22 protein-coding genes, 1 pseudogene and 1 other annotated feature are annotated in these 21,306 nt (G+C 64.9%); of the genes and pseudogenes, 19 read left to right on the forward strand and 4 right to left on the reverse strand.

Going from position 1 to position 21,306, the window contains the following annotated elements:
* Positions 1 to 141: 141 nt before the first annotated feature.
* Together VGN62_RS05175 and VGN62_RS05180 are read right to left on the reverse strand one after the other, a co-directional pair.
* Positions 142 to 995 (reverse strand): annotated as a pseudogene (locus VGN62_RS05175) (IS3 family transposase); the annotation flags it as partial.
* Positions 600 to 714, reverse strand: a sequence feature (AL1L pseudoknot). It overlaps the preceding pseudogene by 115 nt.
* A 103-nt stretch (positions 996 to 1,098) precedes the next feature.
* Positions 1,099 to 1,464, reverse strand: a complete 366-nt coding sequence (locus VGN62_RS05180) for a helix-turn-helix domain-containing protein (RefSeq protein WP_120694225.1) — start codon at positions 1,462 to 1,464, stop codon at positions 1,099 to 1,101.
* A 353-nt stretch (positions 1,465 to 1,817) separates the two neighbouring features.
* Between VGN62_RS05180 and VGN62_RS05185 the strand changes: the two genes are divergently transcribed.
* From VGN62_RS05185 to VGN62_RS05240, 12 genes are all read left to right on the forward strand, one after another.
* Positions 1,818 to 2,621, forward strand: a complete 804-nt coding sequence (locus tag VGN62_RS05185; RefSeq protein ID WP_414713247.1) for a DsbC family protein — start codon at positions 1,818 to 1,820, stop codon at positions 2,619 to 2,621.
* Between the two features lie 184 nt (positions 2,622 to 2,805).
* Complete coding sequence (locus VGN62_RS05190; protein ID WP_062770222.1) at positions 2,806 to 3,120, forward strand: hypothetical protein; 315 nt, start codon at positions 2,806 to 2,808, stop codon at positions 3,118 to 3,120.
* A 135-nt stretch (positions 3,121 to 3,255) separates the two neighbouring features.
* Positions 3,256 to 3,522 (forward strand): type IV conjugative transfer system protein TraL, encoded by a 267-nt coding sequence (locus VGN62_RS05195; protein WP_054588706.1) that lies wholly within the window; start codon positions 3,256 to 3,258, stop codon positions 3,520 to 3,522.
* A gap of 8 nt (positions 3,523 to 3,530) precedes the next feature.
* Entirely contained in the window at positions 3,531 to 4,166 is a 636-nt protein-coding gene (locus VGN62_RS05200; protein WP_062770225.1) for a TraE/TraK family type IV conjugative transfer system protein, read from the forward strand.
* On the forward strand, positions 4,150 to 4,914 hold the full coding sequence (locus VGN62_RS05205; protein WP_062770228.1) for a type-F conjugative transfer system secretin TraK: 765 nt from the start codon (positions 4,150 to 4,152) through the stop codon (positions 4,912 to 4,914). The genes VGN62_RS05200 and VGN62_RS05205 overlap by 17 nt, the downstream gene beginning before the upstream one ends.
* Entirely contained in the window at positions 4,911 to 6,212 is a 1,302-nt protein-coding gene (locus VGN62_RS05210) for a TraB/VirB10 family protein (protein WP_082813416.1), read from the forward strand. Before VGN62_RS05205 ends, VGN62_RS05210 begins: the two co-directional genes overlap by 4 nt.
* A gap of 1 nt (position 6,213) precedes the next feature.
* Entirely contained in the window at positions 6,214 to 6,954 is a 741-nt protein-coding gene (locus tag VGN62_RS05215; RefSeq protein ID WP_062770231.1) for a DNA-methyltransferase, read from the forward strand.
* A 324-nt stretch (positions 6,955 to 7,278) separates the two neighbouring features.
* On the forward strand, positions 7,279 to 7,887 hold the full coding sequence (locus VGN62_RS05220) for a TraV family lipoprotein (protein ID WP_246553339.1): 609 nt from the start codon (positions 7,279 to 7,281) through the stop codon (positions 7,885 to 7,887).
* The gene (locus tag VGN62_RS05225; RefSeq protein WP_062770234.1) at positions 7,884 to 10,418 is read left to right on the forward strand and encodes a TraC family protein; all 2,535 of its coding nucleotides are present in this window, start codon (positions 7,884 to 7,886) and stop codon (positions 10,416 to 10,418) included. Before VGN62_RS05220 ends, VGN62_RS05225 begins: the two co-directional genes overlap by 4 nt.
* Entirely contained in the window at positions 10,415 to 10,744 is a 330-nt protein-coding gene (locus VGN62_RS05230) for a hypothetical protein (RefSeq protein ID WP_062770237.1), read from the forward strand. The genes VGN62_RS05225 and VGN62_RS05230 overlap by 4 nt, the downstream gene beginning before the upstream one ends.
* Positions 10,741 to 10,977 carry a hypothetical protein gene (locus VGN62_RS05235; RefSeq protein WP_162928323.1) on the forward strand — a complete coding sequence of 79 codons (237 nt, stop codon included), beginning with the start codon at positions 10,741 to 10,743 and terminating at the stop codon, positions 10,975 to 10,977. The genes VGN62_RS05230 and VGN62_RS05235 overlap by 4 nt, the downstream gene beginning before the upstream one ends.
* A gap of 37 nt (positions 10,978 to 11,014) precedes the next feature.
* A complete protein-coding gene (locus VGN62_RS05240) occupies positions 11,015 to 11,617 on the forward strand; it encodes a hypothetical protein (protein ID WP_062770330.1) in 603 nt (200 codons plus the stop codon).
* Positions 11,618 to 11,834: 217 nt separating this feature from the next.
* On the opposite strand, the gene VGN62_RS05245 is transcribed toward VGN62_RS05240, so the two are convergent.
* Positions 11,835 to 12,431: an SRPBCC domain-containing protein gene (locus tag VGN62_RS05245; protein ID WP_062770243.1), complete on the reverse strand. Its 597-nt coding sequence runs from the start codon at positions 12,429 to 12,431 to the stop codon at positions 11,835 to 11,837.
* Between the two features lie 260 nt (positions 12,432 to 12,691).
* On the opposite strand from VGN62_RS05245, the gene VGN62_RS05250 reads away from it, so the two are divergent.
* The 7 genes from VGN62_RS05250 (at position 12,692) to VGN62_RS05280 (ending at position 20,073) form a co-directional block, all read left to right on the forward strand.
* Complete coding sequence (locus tag VGN62_RS05250) at positions 12,692 to 13,771, forward strand: TraU family protein (protein WP_082813418.1); 1,080 nt, start codon at positions 12,692 to 12,694, stop codon at positions 13,769 to 13,771.
* 342 nt (positions 13,772 to 14,113) lie between these two features.
* Positions 14,114 to 16,057, forward strand: a complete 1,944-nt coding sequence (locus tag VGN62_RS05255; protein ID WP_327451665.1) for a hypothetical protein — start codon at positions 14,114 to 14,116, stop codon at positions 16,055 to 16,057.
* On the forward strand, positions 16,054 to 17,169 hold the full coding sequence (gene traN / locus VGN62_RS05260) for a conjugal transfer protein TraN (RefSeq protein ID WP_062770246.1): 1,116 nt from the start codon (positions 16,054 to 16,056) through the stop codon (positions 17,167 to 17,169). The genes VGN62_RS05255 and traN overlap by 4 nt, the downstream gene beginning before the upstream one ends.
* 133 nt (positions 17,170 to 17,302) lie before the next feature.
* Positions 17,303 to 18,034 (forward strand): type-F conjugative transfer system pilin assembly protein TrbC, encoded by a 732-nt coding sequence (locus tag VGN62_RS05265; RefSeq protein ID WP_232003477.1) that lies wholly within the window; start codon positions 17,303 to 17,305, stop codon positions 18,032 to 18,034.
* A complete protein-coding gene (locus tag VGN62_RS05270) occupies positions 18,006 to 18,605 on the forward strand; it encodes a S26 family signal peptidase (RefSeq protein ID WP_062770252.1) in 600 nt (199 codons plus the stop codon). The genes VGN62_RS05265 and VGN62_RS05270 overlap by 29 nt, the downstream gene beginning before the upstream one ends.
* Positions 18,605 to 19,492: a conjugal transfer protein TraF gene (locus tag VGN62_RS05275; RefSeq protein WP_062770255.1), complete on the forward strand. Its 888-nt coding sequence runs from the start codon at positions 18,605 to 18,607 to the stop codon at positions 19,490 to 19,492. Before VGN62_RS05270 ends, VGN62_RS05275 begins: the two co-directional genes overlap by 1 nt.
* The gene (locus tag VGN62_RS05280) at positions 19,489 to 20,073 is read left to right on the forward strand and encodes a hypothetical protein (protein ID WP_062770264.1); all 585 of its coding nucleotides are present in this window, start codon (positions 19,489 to 19,491) and stop codon (positions 20,071 to 20,073) included. The genes VGN62_RS05275 and VGN62_RS05280 overlap by 4 nt, the downstream gene beginning before the upstream one ends.
* Positions 20,074 to 20,084: 11 nt before the next feature.
* Here VGN62_RS05280 and VGN62_RS05285 read toward each other — a convergent pair whose 3' ends face one another.
* Positions 20,085 to 21,251 carry an ATP-binding protein gene (locus VGN62_RS05285; RefSeq protein ID WP_062770267.1) on the reverse strand — a complete coding sequence of 389 codons (1,167 nt, stop codon included), beginning with the start codon at positions 21,249 to 21,251 and terminating at the stop codon, positions 20,085 to 20,087.
* Positions 21,252 to 21,306 lie beyond the last annotated feature (55 nt).

The raw sequence follows: 21,306 nt of genomic DNA on the forward strand, positions 1-21,306 counted from the left end.
CGAACCACTGTCTCCACGATCAACATCCCGTTCTCGCCAACTGATCAAAACCAGTCGGCCGACTAAATCCCCGGGATGAAGGGGTCCTTTTTGCACGCCGATCACCCCACGAAGGGGGTGCCTATTGCACGCTGATCCTCAATCCAGCACGAAGTTCGCTGTGGCGCTGGTGCTAACCTTCCAGCCCACGATCCTGCGGGCGTAGGCATCGATCACGAAGGCGACGTAGACGAACCCCGCCCAGGTATGCACGTAGGTAAAGTCGACCACCCACAGAGCATTGGGCCGACTGACGCGGAACTCGCGATTGGCCTTGTCGAGCGGGCATGGCGTCTTCGGATTGCTGACGGTGGTGACCGTTGTCTTGCCGCGCCGCACGCCTGCCAGCCCCATGGTCCGCATCAGCCGTTCCACGGTACACTTGGCTACCGCGATGCCCTCGCGGCGCAGCTGGTGCCAGACCTTGCGTGAGCCGTAGAGGCCAAAGCTGTTCTCGTGGACACGCTTGATGTCTTCCTTGAGTTCGTCATCGCGTCGCACACGGGCCGGACGCCTGCCGGGATCGGCAAGACGGACGGCATGCTCGTGGTAGGAGGATGGGGCGACCGCCAGTTCGCGGCAGATCGGCTCGATACCCAGTTCCTCGCGGTGAGCGTCGATAAACGACATCACCATTTGCCGTGGCGGTCGAGCTCCGCCTGAGCAAAATATGCGGACGCCTTGCGCAGGATCTCGTTGGCCCGGCGCAACTCCTTCACTTCGCGTTCCAGCGCCTTGACCCGGTCCCGGTCGCTGGCGGCCTGCGCCGCTGGTCCCGCTCGTCGGCCAGCCTCCTCACGGCACCAGCGGCGCAAGGTCTCGGTCGTGCAGCCGACCTTCCCGGCAATCGAGGACATCGCCGCCCACTCCGACGGGTAATCCCCCCGGTGCTCCTCCACCATCCGCACCGCGCGATCGCGAAACTCAGGCGAAAACTTGTTCCTTATAGCGCTCATCGTAGCTCCTTCTCACAAATAGGAGCCTCCGGAAAACCCGGGACGCTTCAAACCGTTGGGGGCGTACCTTCAAATGAAAGCAACCCGTGGGTAATTAGTCCTGTCAAGGTGTTGTTCGCCTTCCCTGTGTGTGCCGCGCGATCAGACGGATACAGCGATACTCGAGATCAGCCTGATTGTGATGTGGCGGATCAGCCGACAAAGGCTTGCCGTGCGCGTGAAAAAGCAGTGGGAAAAAAATGTGGCTTGGCGCGAGACCCAGCGCCGCCCCGCAGCGTAAGTGATCCTCCAACTTCACGGCCGGATTGCCACTCTCAATTTCGCGCAGCCACCGAATGCTAATACCGACCCGCGCTGCGAACTGTCGTTGCGAGAGGAATTGACGTCGTCGTTCTCCCTCAATCCGTCGACCTGAAGATTCCTTCAGTTGCGCCAGCAATGCATCGTGACTGGTGGTTACGATTGTCATTTTAATTCCTGCCCGAAATGGCCAAGCATTGACTGCGTTCGGCAGGTGCAATGCTGATCGGCCATCGTGAGCCGGGCAACGGGAACTGCTTGCAAACCGAAAGTTTCGTTCAGCTTGTCGCCAGATTGGGATCACCCGGATCCCGCTCCGTTTAGAAATGGCGCGCTCATCGGCGGACCCGCTTTGCACTCTCCTGCCTGCTATGGGCAGCACGGTGCCCCCTGCCTTGTCCCGCCGCGCCGTAACCGCGATCCACCCTCCACATGAACAGCGGTCAGGGCGCAATGATGTCTTCATGCCCAGTCTCCGCCCCGGTCAATGTCGAATGGCGCACTCCGCGCTGAGGAGGACACATGCTACGCAATTTTGCCGATGATTGCTCTTCGCGCCTTTTGTCCGTCGCAAGCCTTCCGCTGATTGCGGCGTTGTTCAGCATCAGCCCCGCCGCCAATTCCCAGGAAATCGGCGAGAGGATGGCACTGGCAAAAGCTGCTGCCGACGCGGAGCAACAGCTCCACCAGACCTTCACCAATCTCCAGTTCGAGGACTTCGGGCCGGCACCGGTGAAAGGACCGCTCTACCAGGCAAGTGCCGGTGGCCGCATCGTGTACTATGCCCCCGAGAGCGAGCATCTGCTGTTCGCGTCGATCTTCGACAAGAACGGCGTCAACCTGACGGCGCTTGCGCAGGAGGCCGGGGCGGCGAAGCGACTGAAGGCGATCGACACTGCGGTCGCATTCGCTGTCGGCCCCGAGAACGCGCCGACCATCATCGAGTTCACCGATCCCGATTGCCCCTATTGCCGCGCGCTCGACCGCTATTGGGCGGCGAAAGCAGCGGAAGGCAAGCCGGTCCGACGCCTGGTCTTCTTCGTCAGCGGCATCCATCCCGAGGCGGCCGCGAAGGCCGAGCATATTCTCTGCTCATCGGACAAGGAGGCTGCATTCAAGTCTATCTACGCCGGCTCCGCGCCCGCGGTGCTCCGAACTTGCGCCGAGGGCCGCACCAAGGTCGAGGCCCACGCGCGGATTGTCGGCTCGGCCGGTATCACCGGCACGCCGACACTGATCGCCGGCGGCAAGCTGATCTCCGGCTTCCAGCAAGCCGAGATCGAGGCGTTCCTCTCTTCAGCGAAGACCGCCCATGCGCCTCGCTGACGCCTTCCCCTTTTTGGCGGACGCCCGAGCACCGGGAGCATCATCGCTCCCTGCCCGGGCGCACCGGAATGCCGGCGGCGGCGCCCCCATCGGGCCGTCCAGCGCAGTCGTCGGCCGACAGCGATACTCGTCGATGCCGGCAGGCAGGTCAGCGGACAGCCCGACTTTTGAGAAAGTGAGTAATGTGATCAAAAATCTCCGAAACAATGCGCTCTCGGTCGCCAACATCGGCATCCCGGTGCTGCTGCTGTCGATCATCGCCGCGAGCGCGCATGCGTTCACCGCGCCGGTCGCCGGCGACCTCGGTTACGACATCTACGACATCGTCGTGAACCAGGGGGTCAAGGGCCCGCTCGGCTTCGTCGGCGGCGTCGCCGCCTTCCTGTTCGGCGTGTCGCGGCTATTTTCCAACATCATGATCGGCATCCCGACGATCGTGGCGGCGGTCTGCCTGATCAAGGCGGACTCGATCCTCCAGACCTTTGGCATGGTGATCTGACGGCATCGGATTGCAGGCGATCGTTCCGGTTCCACCGTTCGCTTGCAATCCGGTCACCGGGAGGATGGCTCCCGGAAAAAGCCCCGTGGCCAGCGCCTGCGGACGCGGGGTTGTGAAGCAGGAGGAGAAGGGTCGATGGACGAACGCCTGCCCCAGTATCTGCACAAGCCGGTCCAGATCCTCTGGTTCGGATCGGACGAGTTCGTGCTGGTGGTCACGACCATCTTCGTCGCCGTCATCGTCGGCGGTCTGGTCGGCTGGGCGTTCATCGCGGCCCTTCTCCTTTTCCTGCCGTGGAAGCGCGCGCAGCCGCGCGGCTTCCTCGCGCATCTCGCGTGGCGATGGGGAATGCTGCGCTTCCGTCATTATCCGGGTCCGACTCAGACCCGCTTCTACGAATGAGGGCGCCCATGTTTTCGCGTTCCCGCAAAACCGCTCCCGTCGACCCGCTGGTTGGCAAGCCGGCGAGCTTCGGCATCCACCGTTATGTCCAAGGCTCGTCGAACCTGTTCGAGGAGAACCGGCTGCTCAAGTTCGCGATCGTCGGGCTGTTCGGCATCACCGCGGTGCTCGGCGCTGTCATCTACAGCTCCGACCAGAAGCAGCGCACCGTGGTCGTGCCGTTCGGCGCCGGTGGCGATCTCTATGTGACGGGCTCGAAACCGTCAGCCGCCTATATCCGCACGATCACGCGCAACATCGTCGCGCTTGCCGGAACCTATTCGGCCTATTCGGCCGATCGGCAGTTCCAGGAACTGCTCTCGATCGTCCATCCGTCGGCCTACAACAGCATGCGCGACAGCCTGAACAGCATCCTCGACGAGCTTGCCGGCAACCCGACGCTGTCGATCGCAACCTATATCCGCCCCGACCAGCCAGTCCAGTGGACCGACCGCGACATCCTCGTCCCCATCGAGAAGGTGCGGGTCATCGGCGGCGTCATCCGCAAATTCCGCGGCAACCTTCGCATTCGCTACGCCATCGAGAACGGCCGCTTCTGGCTGGTCTCGCTCACCGAGGAGAGTTTTGATGTCCAGGCTCGCTAGGACGGGCGTGGCGCTCATTTGCGCCGCGTCGCTGCTGCCGACTTCCGCATTCGCGCAGGCGATTACCGCGTTACCCGATCAGGTCAGCACGATCCGGCTCTCGAACCGCGACGTCAATCATATCGTCTGCGTCGGCGGCGAGATCGAGGATGTGAAGTTCTCGGCCGAGAAGGCTATCGCCGTCGAGCGCGCTGGCTCGGACGCCTGGATCAAGTTCCTCGTCAAAGAGATCGACGACATGGGGGCGGTCACCCGCACCTATGTGACGACACCGAGCGAGTTCTTCATCTCCTGCAATGGCGCCATCTATCCGCTTCACGCCGAGCCGTCGGATATCCCGGCCCAGACCGTGACTCTCGTACCCGGTCGTCCGCAACGCGCGCGGGCCAACGAGGATTTGCTCGGCCCACTGGTCGAGGAAGAGCGGGCCATCTCGATCAGCCTCGCCATGCTGCAGGACCGCGTGCCGGCGAGCTTCACCGAAGTCGCACCGCGATCAGGCCTTATCACGATCCAGGCTATGCCGTCGGCGACACTCACCGAACGCCGCCAGCTAGAGATCGAAGGATCTGGCCTCTCGGCTTCCGAATATCGCATCACCAGCGACAGCGATGCGGCTCTGGAGGAACGGCAGTTCCTCGACCGTGCGCTCGGCTCCGACATCTTTGCGGTGACGCTCGACCGGCTTTCCCTCAAAGCTGGCGAGAGCGCCCGGCTGGTCGTCATCCGGCGCGGAGATGGACAATGACCGCCGCCCCCGAACAGGAGGCGCTCGACCTCGGCGAGATTGGCCAGCCGCTACCACCTGAATCCGCGCGGCCCGAGCGTGGCCCAGCCCTGCTCGCGCTCAAGGAGCGCTGGGCGAGGATGAACTCGAAGCAGAAGCTACGCGCCAAGCAGCTCGGCGTCGCCGGCGTCGTCGCGCTGCTCGGCACCGGCCTCTACACCGCCAGCACGGGCGGTGATGACAGCAAGCCCGAAGCCCCCGCGGCGACCAAGCTCGACATGGGTGCGGGGCTCCGCGGCGACAGCCTCGAGGTGAAGCTGCGCGGCGACCTCCAGAAGATCCTCGAAGGCCAGTCGCTGCTCGGCGAGCGCGTCGCGGCGATTGAGGAAGGCAAGGTCATCCCCGGCAGCAAACCCGCCTCGTCTCCCGATGGCGATCCGGGGCTGCCGCCCGCGCTGCCCGGCGCCATTCCCGATTACCCGCCGGCGCCCGGCGAAGCCGAAGGCATGGCGGGCGAAATCCCGGCGCCGCCCATGCCGCCTGCCGCTCCCCCTGCCCCGCCCGCACCACCCGTCGAAAAGACGATCGGCGCGATCGGTGCCGCCGTGTCGGCGCCAGGAGCGGTCGCTGCGGCCGACGGGAAGGCCGCGCCAGGTAGCGCTAAAAAAAAGACGCGGACGATCTATTTGCCGCCTGGTTTCATGAAGGCGAGGCTGCTGACCGGGATCGACGCGCTCGCGAGCCGCGATGCGACTTCGAACCCCGAGCCGCTGATTGCCCGCGTCCAGGCGCCCGCGGTCTTGCCCAATGATGTGAAGGCAAACCTCTCGGGATGCTTCGTCATCGGCAACGCGACGGGCAGCCTCGCGAAAGAGCGGGTCGAGGTCCAGCTCGTCTCGCTGTCCTGCGTCGATTTCGACGAACGCTCGGTGGTCGACCAACCGATCAAGGGATTCTTCGTGGACACGGACGGAAAGAAGGGGCTGTCGGGCAAGGTTGTCACGCGCGCCGGGGCGAGCCTTGCCCGCGCGTTCCTGGCCGGCACGATCAGCGGCATCAGCCAGACGGTCGAGAACACCATCGGCGACGTCTCGACGTCAGCGCTTGGGTCGGTGCGGACGCTCGATGCGGGCGACGCCGCCAAGGCTGGGATCGCCGGAGGTCTTTCGAAGTCGTCGGACAAGCTGACGGATTTCTATCTCGATCTCGCGCGCCAGGCCGGTCCGATCGTCGAAGTCGGCGCCGCGAAAGATGTTGTCGTGGTTATCCAGGAGGGCGTTACCCTCGAGATCAAGCCGACGGCCGGAAGCAAATTCTGATTTGGCGGGTTGCCCTGCCGTCCTTTGCGGCGACTGCCGCGAGATCGCGGCCGCCCATGGTCCCTATGACCTGATCATTGCCGGTCCTCCTTATTGCATCACTACCCTCTGCTGGGACAGGCGTGTCGAAGGCCGGCATGCGCTCGCCGCGGCATTGCTCAAGCCCGTAGGCTCGCTTTGGGTCTTCGGTTCGTTACGCTATCTGCTCGCCGACGCTGGCCGTTTCGAAGCAGTGGGGTTGCGTTACGCCCAGGACATCGTCTGGCGCAAAGCCAACGGAACCGGATTTGCAGCCGACCGCTTCAAACGAGTCCACGAGATCATCGTGCAATATTATCGTCACGACGCGCTTTGGAGAGACGTCTACAACGACGTTCAGCGCGTACCAGCGACAACGCGAAACAAATCGGTTCAACTGAGGCGAGCGCGGACGAAACACACCGGGTCAATCGGCGGCGGCGCCTATCATGACGACGGCACGCGGATCATGAAATCGGTGATCGAGATAAACAGCGTGCGCAGCGGCCTCCATCGCACCGAAAAGCCCGTGGCGTTGCTCGCGATCCTTATGCGCACCTCCTGTCCGACTGGCGGTCTCGTCGGCGATTTCTTCGCCGGCTCCGGCGCCGCCGGCGAGGCGGCTGCGTTGACCGGGCGCCGCTATGTCGGCTGCGAGGTCGATCCGCTCATGGCTGCAAAGGCGCGGGCGCGATTGAACGCACTGCATAACCGTCCCTCCTAAGCCGGCAGCAAAAAGAAGGGCCGGCTCACGCCGACCCTGCGAAGTTTTGGGAGAGGATGCCTGAAAGGCATCAGGGATATGGGTATCCTCATTTCATGCTGCAAGTGCGAACAGAAGAAATTCTGACCGGTTAGTTTCGGCCGACGGAAGGGAAGCACGACGCTGCCTCCGACCGGCAGGTTCCTGCCCCTGCCCTTGTTCGCGACCCGGAAACGCGGCCATCCAAAGATTACTAACCCCGGTTCGCGAGCATCCAATCCACAATGATTGGTCGACCCTCGCACGGCCGCTCTCACCCCGCGCCACCGGCGCAAAGGAGGACTCATGATGCATTGCCGCCCACACGATCGCCCCATTCGCAAAGCATGGCTGTCATCCCTCGCTGTCATCCCCACGTTGCTGTCGGGCTGCACGGCGCTCGGATCGGCGATGTCGCCCTACAGTGAGAAGTTCAGCTGCAAGAACGACGATCACGGCCAATGCATCCACCCCGAGAAGGCCTATGAAGATGCGGCGCTGGGCCACGCGTCGCACTCGGACCCGCCGGTCACCCGCGACAAAGCTCTGCTCAAAACGAACTCGCGCGGCGCGGTAGGCCGCGGCCGCGGCGACACCGGCGCCTACGGTAGCTATCGCGACAGCGTCTATCGCGAGCTCCAGGGACTTATCGACGCACCCGATACGCCGATGCTGCGGCCCGCCCAGGCCGTGCGGACGCTGATCCTCCCCTATGCTGATCGCAATCGGCCCGACCGGCTCTACATGCCGCGCTTCGTCTACTCGGTCCTCGAAACCCCCTCCTGGGTGGTCGGCGGCTATCTTGTCCCGCCCGTCTCGGCCGCTACGCGCGCGCCGGTGCTCGAACAGGTGCGCGAGACGCCCGGGACCGAGCCAGCCCCAACGATATCGCTGCCCGCCGAGCTGCGCCCGTGAAGGCGCCCGGGACGCGAACGGGCGGCGGCCTCACCTTTGCCGACCTCCATCGCGGCGTCGCGCGCGACCGTTATTCGGACTTCCTGCCGCTCGTAGCGTGGGTCGAGGAAGAGGAAGCCTTTCTCTGCATCGACGACGGCTGGGGCTATGCCTGGGAACTGACGCCCGCGGCCTATATGTTCGCGCATGTCCACCAAGCCCTTCTCGGTCTGCTCAATATCCAGTTCCCCGAGAACAGCGTCGTCCAGCTCATCAGCTTCGCCGACCCGCTGATCGCGCCCGCGCTCGACCAATATCTCGATCTCAAGACGCGGCCCGATCCGCTGATCCAGGCTTCGGCGCGGCGAACCCATGCCTATCTCAACGAAGGGCGAAATGGTCTCGCCGCGCTTCACGGCATCCCCGTGCGCGATTTCCGGACCTTGCTTGCCGTCAAGACGCGCGCGCCGATGCACAGCGACCTTCGCCGCCAGATCGAGGAGCAGCTTGCCAAGCTCGGTATCCGCCGCCTCGAGCCCGAAGAAATGGTCGCCTTCTATCGGCGCATCTTCAATGGCGTCTTCGACGCCGCGCCCGGCGTCTACGCCACGGCTGCAGCCGCCCACGCGGCGCCGCCGATCCGCAAGCAGATCATCGATGCCGGCCCCGATCTCGCGTTCGATGGTCCGGAAGTCTTTCTCGGCAACCAGGTCGCGCGCTGCCTGACGCCGAAAGCACCGGCGCGGCGCGTCACCGCGGAGCGCGCCAACCGGTTGACAGGCGGGATGCGGGGGAGTGCCGAGGACAGCGACCAGATCGGCGGGCCCTTCCTCTATTGCCTCAACATCCTCTTCGACCATTCGCAGTTCGAGATTCACAAGCGCGCGCAGATCCTCTCGGCGCAGAAAGCCGCGGGAAGCTTCGCGGTCGAGGTCGGCAAGCAGATCGAGGAGATCGGCTGGGTACTCGACGAGGCAGGCAACAGCCGCTTCGTCTCGGTGATGCCCTGCGTCTGGGTGTTCGGCCGCGACCGCCACCAGGCGCGCGAGATGGCCGCGCGCGCGAAGCGCCTCTGGGAAAGCGAGCCGCTCCCCTGGATGGTGCAGGAAGAATCCTACCTCAATCCCATCCTGCTCACCGCGAGCCTGCCGTTCGGCCTCTATCCCGAACGCCGGACGATCAGGATGCTCGAGCGCGATTTCAAGATGCCGGTGAAGGCGACTGCCCTGATGGCGCCGATCCAGACCGATTTCCGCGGCGGCGGCCGCCCTGCCCTGCTCTACACCGGACGCAAGGGCCAGCTCATCACGCTCGATCTCTTCGACCCGCGCATCAACAATTATAATTTCATCGTCGCGGCCGAAAGCGGCGCCGGCAAGAGCTTCCTGCTCAATGACCTTTGCCGCCAATATTTCGCGCAGAACGCGCTGATCCGCATCATCGATATCGGCGGCAGCTACCGCAAGCTCTGCACCCTCTGTTCGGGCCGTTATATCGACGTCGGTGAGGAACGGCTCGTTCTCAACCCCTTCGATCTCGGGCTTGCGCTCGACGGCGAGGACAAGCAGTCGGCGATCGCGATGGCGGTCGCGATCGTCGCCGAGATGGCGAATGCCGCGACGCGCAAGGGTGTCTCGACCTCGGAATGGAACCTTATCAAATCGGCGGTCCAGTGGACGATCGACGAGGGCCATGCCGACGAAGGCATCGATTCCGTCCGTGCGTGGCTCGGCGCCTATCCGCAATTTGCCGCAGCCGACCTCGACCGCGTCGACCATCTGAAGCCAGTCGCCCGCGAACTCGCGTTCAACCTGCGCGATTTTGGGTCGGACGGAGCCTATGGGCATTTCTTCAATGGGCCGTCGACCTTCGACATCAGCTCGGACGAGTTCGTCGTGCTCGAACTCGAACGCCTGAAAGCCATACCCGACCTGTTCAACGTGGTCGTGATGGTCGTGATCAACGCGGTGACGCAAGAGCTCTACCTCTCGGCCCGCGATCGCCCGCGATTCGTGATCTGCGACGAAACCGCGCAGTTCATGCCCAACAACCCGGGCCAGGATTTGTCCCGCCTCGCCGAAGCCATCGCCCAGGGCTATCGCCGCGCGCGCAAATATCGGGGCAGTTTCGGTATCATTCTCCAGAGCATGAACGACCTTCTGCTGTTCGGGGGCATCGGCCAGGTGATCCTCGAAAATGCCGCCACCCGGTTCCTGTTGCAGGGATCGACCTACGACAAGGCGGTCGAAAACAAGATCCTCGATTATTCGGGGTTCGTTCTCGACCTCCTGAAGTCGGTTCGCAACAACAAGCCGAACTACAGCGAGGTCTTCATCGACAGTCCGCTCGGGCTCGGCATCGCTCGCATCGTTGTCGATCCCTTCTCGTACTGGATCAACACGTCGGCGCCCGAGGATGTGGCGGCTTTCGAGGCGCTGGTACGCAGCGGTCGTTCGCCGCTCGAAGCCGTGTGCGAACTGGCGGGCGTGGACCCGCGCGAGATTCTCGGCGAGCGGTCGTTGCCAGCCACCGCGCATGAGCACCTGCCATGACGCGGCGCGCGGCTAACGCGGACCAGCTTCGGCTCGATCTGGCCGCCATGCTGCCGTCCGACCGCATGCGCTTCGAGGCAGCTGTCGCGGCGGAGGCCGAGCGTCGTGCCTTCTATTGGCGCTTCCGCCTTGTCGCGATCGAGACGGTGATGATGTCGGGACTGGTGCTGATCGCCGGCCTGCTTGTCGAACAGCCGACGGACATCGTCGTCCAGGCATCCGTGACGGTCGGCATCGCCTGCTTCGCAAGCGGGATGCTGCTGATCTGGCTGTCGAACGTCGCGAGCGGGTTGATGATCCGGTGGCGCGGGCGTCGGCAGCGGTGAACGGCATCTTCTCCAATGCGCCGTCGCCCGGCGTGATCCGGCTCGTGGTCTCAGGGCTCCTCTTCGGCGTGGTGCAGGCCGCAATCCTGCTGGTTGCGCCTGCGAACATGCCTTCCCCTCGGTCGCTGATCATCCTCCTCGGTCTGCTGACCCTAGGCTGCTTCATCGGCGCGGTCATCGGCGAAAGCGCGGTCGATCCGAAGGACAGGTGGAGAAATCGCGGTGGACCATGACGCCCAGCGTATCCGGCTCGCGGCCTTGCAGTTCGGGATGTCGATAGGGCTTGTCGCCGCCGCCGTCTTCATAGGCGCGTCAGCGCATGGTCAGACGTCGATCATTGGCCGGACCTGGCCGATTGCCGAGCCCGACGCCCTCGCCGAGATTGAGGCGCGCGCGGCGCGGCAGCCGCCGAGTATCGCCGAGCGGTTCGGGCCACGAGAAGGCTGGAGCGCTATGAAATCCGCGGCCCTCGGCGTCGCGGCGGTGGATCGGCGGCGCACCGTCATCCCCTTTCATACGCTCGATTTCGAAATTCGCTTGCCCGATGGCAAGCTGCTCTACCCGAAGGGCTACACCTTCAATCCCCTTGCCTATGTATCGTTGCCGCAGCGGCTCGTGGTCGTGCATCCGCGTGATATTGGCTGGGCGATCATGCAAGCCCGTCCGATCGACTGGATATTGCTGGCCGGGGGAGAGACAGCATCGACCGATCCGATCGCGCTCGGTGAGAAGGTGGGACGACCGCTTTTCATCCTCGAAGAGCGTATCAGGGATCGGCTCGGACTGACCGTCGCGCCCGTCATCGTGGAGCAGGTTGGGCAGAAGCTCGAACTGCAGGAGTTCGAGATCGAACGTCGACGTCCGATTAAATAGACCGCGCGCCCTTCGCAACGATTGGCCATTGCTCGCTGCCCAGAGCGGAACAATCTTTCGCGTCCTGGCCTTTTGGCGCTTTCATCCAATCCCGAATCGAACAGAGCGCATAACCCGGCACTGCGACCCAGGAGAGCTCTCCCTCGGCAACGAGGACAGGGATCTTCATCTTGACACCCATTCGGCTTCGGCCGGGTGGGTGTCATTTTTTTGATCGTTATTCGACGAAGTTGGCGAGCTTCTTGAGCATCATATCCATCCCGGCGCGACAATCGCCTTCGCTGATCCCGGACGGAACATCCGCCGCCGCTATCGTAACCTTTGTCCCGTCTTTGACTTGCTCGAGTATGGTCGTGATCGACAATTCTCCCTGCGAGGGAGGGTTTGCGATGTCGAAGCGGACGCTCTCGACGATCCGCTCGTCGGGAAGAATTTCCGCGAACCTGCCGTCGACGACACCGGCAACCTTGCTCGATTCGCTCTCCTCTGGCCCCTCCCGCGATTGCTGAAATGCGATGCGGTAAGCCCCGCCCGGGCGAGAGTCGAAATGTTCGATCTGGGCCGTCACGCCGCTCGGCAGGCGCCACGCCGGAATCGTCTCAGGGTCGAGCATCGTGCGAAATATCGCGCGCGGCTTCGCGAGGATGACGCGGGAGTTCTTGTGAGTCGCCGGGAAGGTCATGACCTTCCCACCTATTGCGACGACAGCCGCGAGAACAAGACATTCCTGCGCCGGCACGCCAATCTCGTGAAATACTAACCAGAGCGACGCGGCTTCCAGGCCGCCGACGATCGATGCGCGCTGGGTGATCACCGCTGAGGCGCCAGTTCGAGCGGATCGTCACTCGTCATTAGTCCGGATAGTTCGCGGGGATTCCCGAAGCCTCCGCCGGCAAATGCGGAACAGCCGCGCCTCTCGTCGGCACGTTCGCGCCCCACCCGTTGTTGCGGGGCGTTCAGACCTGCATTCCTGCCCGCGGATAGGGCCGAGATACCGGCAGATCGCAGGATCGAACACCGCCTTTCCATCTTTCGCTGACCTTCACGCGCCCCGAGCGGCGCAACGGAGATTCTATGCTCGCTCGCTCCGTCCCTTTCGACGCGCCGTCCGGCACCGAGCCGCGCGGCGCGAGCGCGAAGCGGGCGAGACGGTTGAAGTTCGCCGCGCTTGCCGCCGCGCTCCTCGCCGGAATCGCGTTACCTGCAGCGCCCGTCCACGCCTCCAAATGCCCCTCGGACGCGATCTTCAACCCGATCACCAAGGTACGCTGGAACTGCATCTTCCCGATCACGATCGGCGGCGTGCGCGTCGGCAGCTATGACAAGCTCGACAAGGCGCTCGACGCCCAGTCGGCCTCCAGGCCGCTTTGCGCCTGCCGCAAGGGCGCGAGTTTCTGGTTCGGCGTGAAGGTGAGCTTCTGGACGCCCAACCGGATGATCGACGTCGTGACCGAGCCCGGCTGCATGATGGCGCTTGGGCTGGACATCATGCCGACCGGCGGGCGCCTGCAGGGCAGTCAGTCGTCGATCTCGGATGGCACCAACACGACCAAGCTGTTTGCACAGATGCATTATTACCAGGCGCCGGTCTGGAAGATGCTCGACATGTTCACGGACCTTCCTTGCCTCGAAGATGACGGGTTCGACGTTGCGCTGATGACCGAGGTTATGCCGACCTGGCAGTCGGGAACATTGGGTGCGATCATCCAGCCCGAAGGCATCCTCTTCGGTAACCCCGCGGCGGGTCTCGCTTGCATGGCAGACAGCGCGGCCGCCGCCGCCGGCAAGGTCGTCGATCCGCTCTTCTGGTGCATGGGAAGCTGGGGCTCGACCTATCCAGTCGCCGGCGACATCCACATGGGCGACCGGGTCGAGGCCTGGGCAGGGCTGGCCGCGCGCGGCACCTTCATGATGGGCCGCATGGGCGCGCTCACTATTCATTCGGCGGACGGCTGCTCGTTCAAGCCGCAGCCCATCTGGACCAAGAGCCGATACAAGCTCCAACTGATGGAGCCGGTGAAGGGCGGCAAGTGCGTCAACATCGGCCGCCCGGGCGCACTCTGGACCTCGGGCAAGCATGCGCCCGGCAAGGACAACGCCCAGTTCATGCTCTTCGAGAAAGCGATTTGCTGTGCTGGCATCTCGACGCCCTGATGCGGCGCCGGTTCCGGCGCATACCGATCGCCTTGCGCGCAGCCCGGAATCGGCCCGGTCTGCCCGCCACAGCCCTGGTGGCTGCCGGCAGGCGCGCGAGGCGGGGGCGGCGCCCTGCCCCCTCTCCTTGGGCGCCGCTCCACCTTCAGCCGAGGCGGCCACCGAACCTCGGACGGCGGAAAGCTGTGCCTCAACCCCGCTGCGTTCGCAGGTGAAGGCCGTGCTCACCGTCTTCGAAGGCCAGGCGGCGTTTCGGCTCCTCCCGCCCGGATGCGATGAATTCCGGGCGGGAGACCTGTTTCGCGTGGCCCATGGCTCGCGCACCATCGACGGGAATCGCTCGTGACCCCGCGGTTTCTTGCCCTGTTGCCTATCTCGGCCGCGCTCCCCGGCGTGGCGCTGGCCCAGACGATCGAGGACCGTGCGCGCACCGCGGCCGAGGCCTCGCGCTCCAAGAGCAGCGACAGCGAAGCCATCCTCGAAAATTACATCAGCCCCGGCCTCGCCGGGCAGTCCATCGCGACGGTCGACAAGAGCAAGAGCTTCACGCCGAACCTCGCCTGCCAGAAGACGGCGAACTTCCTTGAAATCCTGATCCAGCCTGGCGCGGGCGGCGATATCACTACCGTCCGCATCGCGCGCGACAAGGATATCGACGGCCAATTCGATAGCGTGACGACCTTGCCCGTGCCGGTGTCGGGGATTTGCGCCAACGGCGTGATCTCCTGCCGCCCCGGGAGCTGGAGCGACTGCCGCAGCTTCCAATGGGATGTCGACAGCAGCGGCGACCTCAAGCTCGCCGAAGTCGAGATGCCTGCGCTCGCCGGCTGCTATTGCGTCAACAACAGTTGCGGCGCGAACCTCGTCATGGGCAATCTGCCGTCGGTGCTGAAAGATCTTGGCGGCGGTGCGGTCGGCGCGCTGTCGAGCCACGATCCGCGCAACGGTGTCGCCGACGCACGGGTGAACGGTCCCGTCATTCAATATGTCGGCGCGCAATCGACCGCGTGCAGCCCCGATCCCGCCCTGCCCCAGACGGCCTATCGCGCGAACCCGACCGCAATCCAGGGCGACGCTTTTGCCGCATCGCGGTCGAACAGCCTGTTCCAGTCGCTCGCTGGCTCACCTGCCGGCACGGGCCGTGCCGAGCAGGTCCGGGCCTGCACGATCGAGCGCGAAGTGACCTTCCTGCCGCTCGGTTACGACGATATCGTCTCCGCGTCGGGCTCCATTTATTCGGTTCGCGACTGCGGCGAGGGATGTCGCCGCTATCGCATCATCGGCGACGGCGATTGCAGCGGATCGCCGCCAATCTTCACCGCGCGCTTCGAAGTCAGCGACCCCGCGAAGCTTATATCCGCACAGATCGTCGAGATGGGCGCCGACGACTGGGTCCAGGGCCGCGTCAACGGCCGCATCGTCAGCTCGGCCGGACCGCGCCCCTGGCTGACCACTGGATTGCCTTCTGGCGATTGCCGCACCGACGGCGGCGCGGCGCGCAACTATACGCCTTATGATTTCACGGCCGACCTCCGGGCAGGTCCCGCAACCGTATCGGCGCGCGTGCGGGGCGGGGGCGGCGGCGCGCCGCTCACGACCCAATGGGGTCTCGTCGATGTCGAGATCCGCGTCTCGCCCGGCTGCGAGCCCAGCGAGCGGCTCGTCGACCTGTGCGCGGGCACAGGCGGCGATACGAAGTGCCGCCTCGACAGCGAAAATGTCGACGGCGTCCAGACCTTCCGCAATGGCATCAGCGCCGGCCTGAGACCCCTCACCCAAACCCGCCTGTTCGGCACCGGGTCGTGCACCATCCAACTCACCCGCGACTTCTTCCGCCGCGAGCGCAGCTATAAATGCGTCGTCGACACGGGCTCCATGCCCGAGCCCGATCTCAGGCGCGGCGCGTGGATCATCGACCATTCGACCGAGACGATGCTCGCCGACCGCGTGCGCACCGCCGACGGCGGCATGGCGTCGTTGACGCGGCCGTTCGCGCTCCCCGACCGCGGCTCGGTGCCCGCCTGCGAGGCGATCTGCAAGACGCGGGCGCCCAAGGCGAACGCAGACGCCGCGCCCGATGGCGTCGTCGGCGCCAGGCAGACGAACCCGACCGGGTTCGACACCTTCTATCATGTCTGCCGCGCCGACAATGTCTGCCCGGCGGGTCCCGGCGAGACGATCGTCAGCCCCTGCGGCTGTCTCGACGATTTCCCCGAAGCGGTGGTGGTGATGCAGACGGTCCGGCTCGCCGGCGCCGATCTCGCCTGCACGGCGACGGCGCGATGAGCTGGCGCGACATCCCTTGGCCGCACCGGGCCGCGCTGATCCTTTTGCTAGTCCTGGGGCTGGCTATCGGCAGCGCGCTCGCGGCCGCGCCAGCGCACGCCCAGCAGATTTGCGCCGCCGATCTCGACGGCAGCGGCGAGGCCGACGGCCCCGGCGAAACAGCAAGCTGCACCGGAACAGCAAACGGCGGATGGCAATGTCCGCTCGAGCGCGCCTGGTGCGCAGCCGAGCCCGGCGGCGGCTGGTCGTGCCCGCTTGGACCCCAATATGGCTGCGAGACGCCGACGAGCGGCGGCGTTCCGGCCTGCTCGCCGCATAGCTGTATCGATACCGCCGCGAACCCGATCGAGGATGAGCCCGTTATCGACGATCCCGGCGCGCCCGCCGATGGGCCGGTCGATGCCGATGGCAATTGCCTCGGCAATATCGAGATCTTCGCGGGCCGCGCGCTGCGCTGCCGCCCCGCCGGGCTCAAGACCGGCTTCCAGAGCTGCTGCAAGGACAAGGGCAAGATCGTCAAGGACGGCATGGGCTCGTCGCTCGCATCGACCCAGACCAAGATCGCGATCGCCAAGGGCGTGTTCACCGGCGCCAAGGCCGCCTATGCCGCCTTCCAAGCCGGGGCGACAGCGAGCCAGGCGGCGAGCGCGGGCGCCAATGCGATCATCGTCGGCATCGATCCGACCTCGATCGCGATCAGCCTCGCGATCAACGTGATGATCGATTTCCTGCTCACCTCCTGCGACCAGCAAGATATGGAAGTCGGCATGCTGCGCGGCTCGGGCATGTGCGTCGAGATCGGCAGCTATTGCTCGTCGAAGATCCTCGGCATCTGCGTCCAGAAATCGCGCAGCCATTGCTGCTTCAACACCAAGCTCGGCCGCATCATCCAGGAACAGGGCCGTCCGCAACTCAAGTCCTTTGCCGATGGCTGGGGGCCGGTGAAGACGCCGAACTGCCGGGGGTTCACGCCCGAGGAATTCCAGGCGCTCGACTTCAGCCGGATGGACCTGTCCGAATATTACAACGAGATCGAGGCCCGCGCGCAAGCCGACATCCAGATCGACATGAAGGATCGCATCGATGCCTATACGCAGGCCATCGGCCGCTAGGCCGCGCCTTGCCGCGCTGATCGCGCTCGCCGGATGGGCGGGGATGCCCAGCGCCGGGACAGCGCAGGTGTCGCCGGGGACCGAAGAGCCCTCGTCGGCGCGCAGTGAGATCGAACGCGAAGGCAATGCCGCGATGGAACGGCTGCGCGGCGCAATCTCGCGGCCAAAAGTCGAGCCTGTCCACGCTCCATCGGAGCTGCCGGAGCCGACCGAAGCCGAGCGCCGCCGCGCCTTCGAAGCCCTGCGCGGCCACTCCAAGTCTCCGGCAATGGAATCACGTGCGCGCGACGCGCTCAAGGCCGGCAAGGATCGCTTCGCTGCCGAGCGCGAGGCGATGGCGAAGCGGCTCGGCCAGGCGCTCGGCCTCGAAGCGCCCGACATGAAGGCCATCGCCGATGCGGGGCCGGCGCAAGCGACCAAGGGCTGGGTGCCCGTGCTGTTCGTCTCCTCGTCGATGCCGACGGCAACGCTCAGAACCTATGCCGCGCAGGTTGAGAAGGCGCGCGGCGTGATCGCATTTCGCGGCATGCCGGGCGGGATGACCAAGGTGGCGCCGATGGCGAAGCTCACCGCCGAGATGCTGCGGCTCGATCCGGGCTGCGAAGGCCCGGCCTGCGTGATGCGCGACATCCAGGTGATCGTCGACCCGCTGGTCTTCCGCCAGCACGGCGTCGCCCGCGTGCCTGCGCTCGCGATGATCCCGGGCGATCCGGCGCTCCCCTATTGCGAGCGCGAGGACGAGAGTCCGCGCGCTTCCCATGTCGTTTACGGTGACGCGGCGCTCTCCGGCCTGCTCGAAGAAATTGCCCGCCTCGGCGGAAAGGAGGAGGTGCGCGATGCTCAGTCACGCCTGGAAGCTCGGTAAGCGACTTGCCATCGCGCTGAAAGGACTGCCGCGCCGCGCGGCGGTCGCGCTCGGCAGTGAAGGGCTTGGGCAGCCCGCGCGCCCGAACCGGCTATGGAAGGCCTGCGCGATCGTCATTCCCTCGGGCCTTTTCGCCTGCTGGGCGATGGCACAGGTCACTTGGGTCATGTCGCCGTCGATCGACGCCTGGGCCGTGCGCGCCGCGCCGGGGCCGATCGCGAAAGGCGACCTCGTCATGTTCACGCTCTCGCATCCGCTCGCGGGACCAAAACCTGTCAATGTCACCAAGTTCGCGCTCTGCTTTCCCGGCGAGCGCATCAGCCTGATCGAGAAGCCTTCGACCTTCGAACCCAATGCGCTCGACGGCTGGTATTTCTGCGAAGGCAAGCTGCTCGGTATCAGCAAACCGTTCGGGCGAAACGGCCAGCGGCTCGAGCATTGGCGTCCCGACAACGGGCTGATCCTGCCCGGCACCATCTATGTCGGCTCGCACCATCCGAGCGGGTTCGACAGCCGCTATTATGGCCCGGTGCCGATCGGCGAGCTCAAGCGGATGGAGAAGTTGTTGTGATGCGCGCTTCCCTGCTCTCGCTCGTCGCGCTGGCCGTCGGCGTTGCGGTGCCCGCTGCGGCTCAGCTTTCCCGCACGGCTCAGCCCGAACCCAAGCAAGGCTATTGGTGGTATCAGGCCCCGCCGCCTAAGGATGACGATGCGGACCCCGAAGCGCTGGCGAAGCCCCGGATTCCGCCGATGGCAGAGCTTGCGCGCCTAACGCCGCCGAAGATCCGCAAGCTGATCGAGGCGCAGCGCGACTATGCCGCGACCGTGCTCACGATCGATGCCGTCGCCGATTTCTGGCGCTTGCAGGACTTTGCGAGGCGAAAGGCCCGCGCCTTCGCCGGCGTCACCCAGGTCGCGATGCTTCATCACCCCGAACTCAGCGCCAAGTCCGCCAACCCGATGGTCGGGGACGCGCGTGCCACGATGGGGGCCGAGAAGGAGCAGGTCCGGCGGCACTATCTTCGCGGCCAGGCCGGGCAGTTCGCGCTCGTGATGTTCTCGCGCTCGAGCTGCGGATACTGCCGCGTGCAGTGGCCGATCATCGAGCGCTTCCGCGAGGAAACCGGTTGGCAGGTCACGCTGATGGACATCGACCAGCGGCCCGAACTCGCCACGCGGTTCGGGGTCGAGATCACGCCGACGACGATGGTGATCCGCCGCGGCAGCGCCCAGCGCATGGTGATCGCGAGCGGCGTCGAATCCTATCCGAACCTTTCGCAGACCGCTTACCAGGCGGTGCGGCTGCTGCTCGGCGATATCCGGCCCGAGCAATTCCTGACCGGCGCGGGCGAAGAGGACGGCTTCTTCGATGCCCTGTCGGCGGGGCCGGTCTCTGCGACCGATCCCCGCGTACTCGGCGGCGATCTCGTCACCTCGAGCCTTGAACCTCGGCCATGAAGGCGCGCGCCCTCCTCTCGCTGCTCTGCGTCGGCCTCGCCTTGCCGGCGCTCGCGCAGTCCCCTTCGCGCGAGCAGGCGGCGCGCGCCGCGATCCACCCGGTTGCGAGCGCGGCCGAGATGAACGTCTGGCTCGCGCGCGTTCCGGTAACGCGGTCCTTTCCGCCTAACTTCGCCGAGGAGTTGCGCGGCGCGGGCGGCGCCTTCATCGTCGAGATGAGCACGGCGCCGGGCTGCCTCCCCTGCGCCGACCTCTGGCCGAAGCTCCAAGACCTCGGACGCCGTTATGGCTGGCGGGTTCGGGCGCTCGGCGCCGACGAAGCGATGCTGCGCTCGGGTCGGGTCGGCCTCCCCTGGGTCGGGCATCCCGTAGCCTGGGTACGCCCGGTGAAGGACGCGAACCGTATCATCCCGATCGCGGTCGGCACCGACCATAGTCCGAACCTCGCGCGCAATCTTTATCTGTCCGCCAAGATGCTGACTGGGGTGAAACCCGCTGTCGGCGTGCGTGCGCTTTCCAAGTTTACGGGGATCGTCGGGAACAGTCCGGGAGCGCCATCGCAGCGCAGTGCCAAGCCATGAACACTGCCCGCCTATACCTCCGCGAGAAGTGCATGACCGGCGACCACAACCGGCATCACTTCGACGCCATCGGCAAGCGGGTAGCGCTCGCGGCCGGGATAGATCAGCAATCGCTTCGCGGGCGAGAGATCGTCGCAGGCATGATGAAAGCCGCGTTCAAGCTTGGGTTGCAGGCTCCTCTTAATCTCGATTGCCCAAAGCTCGCCGCCAGGAAGCGTCAGCAGCAAATCGATTTCCGCGCCCGCCGCCGTCCGATAGAAATTGGCTTTCGTCCCCTCCGGGGCAGCGGCGGTCAGCGTTTCGATGACGAAACCTTCCCAACTTGCCCCCGCGATGGGATGGCCGAGAATATCTTCGTAGGACGAAAGCCCAAGCAGTGTGTGAACGAGTCCGCTGTCGCGGACATAAATGCGCGGCGATTTGACGAGACGCTTGCCTGCGTTGCTGTGCCACGGCTCGAGACGTCGGACCAAGAGAAGATCGACCAGAAGATCGAGATATCCAGCGACCGTCTTGCCGTCGACGCCGAGGCTCCGGGCAAATTCGGCCGCATTGAGAAGGCCGGATTGATGATGTGCGAGCATCGTCCAGAAACGGCGGAGTGTCTCGGCCGCGATGCGGGGACCGAACATTGGAATATCGCGTTCGAGATAGGTGCGGATAAAATCCTGCCGCCATCGCTGGCTTGCCCGATCGCTCGCCGCAAGGAAGCTATCGGGAAATCCGCCGCGTACCCAAAGCCGGTCAATTTGATCATCGCCGACTTCAAGCCCGTCGAGCGGACGCATTTCGAGGTAGCTGATACGTCCGGCGAGACTCTCTCCCGACTGGCGCAGAAGATCGATCGATGCCGAGCCGAGGAGCAGGAAGCGGCCTGTCCTTTGGCCTCTACGCCGACCGGCGTCGATCAGCCCGCGCAAGATCTGGAACAGTCCCGGCAAACGATGGACTTCGTCGAGGATGACCAGCTTGTCCGCATGTCCGGCAAGATAAAGTTCGGGTTCCGCCAGCTTGGCGCGATCCGCATCGGACTCGAGGTCGAGGTAGATCGAGGGTCTGGATTCGCCGATTTCAACCGCGAGCGTGGTCTTGCCGACCTGTCTTGGGCCGATGAGCGCAACAGCTGGCACTTCGGCCAACCTTTCCGCCAGTTCCGTCGAGATACGGCGATCAATCATCCTTGCATTTATGGAGTTCTATTCCAGTTTTGCAAGGTTAATTTGCATAACATGC

The organism is Sphingopyxis sp. (genome assembly GCF_035998905.1).
Taxonomy (GTDB): Bacteria; Pseudomonadota; Alphaproteobacteria; order Sphingomonadales; family Sphingomonadaceae; genus Sphingopyxis.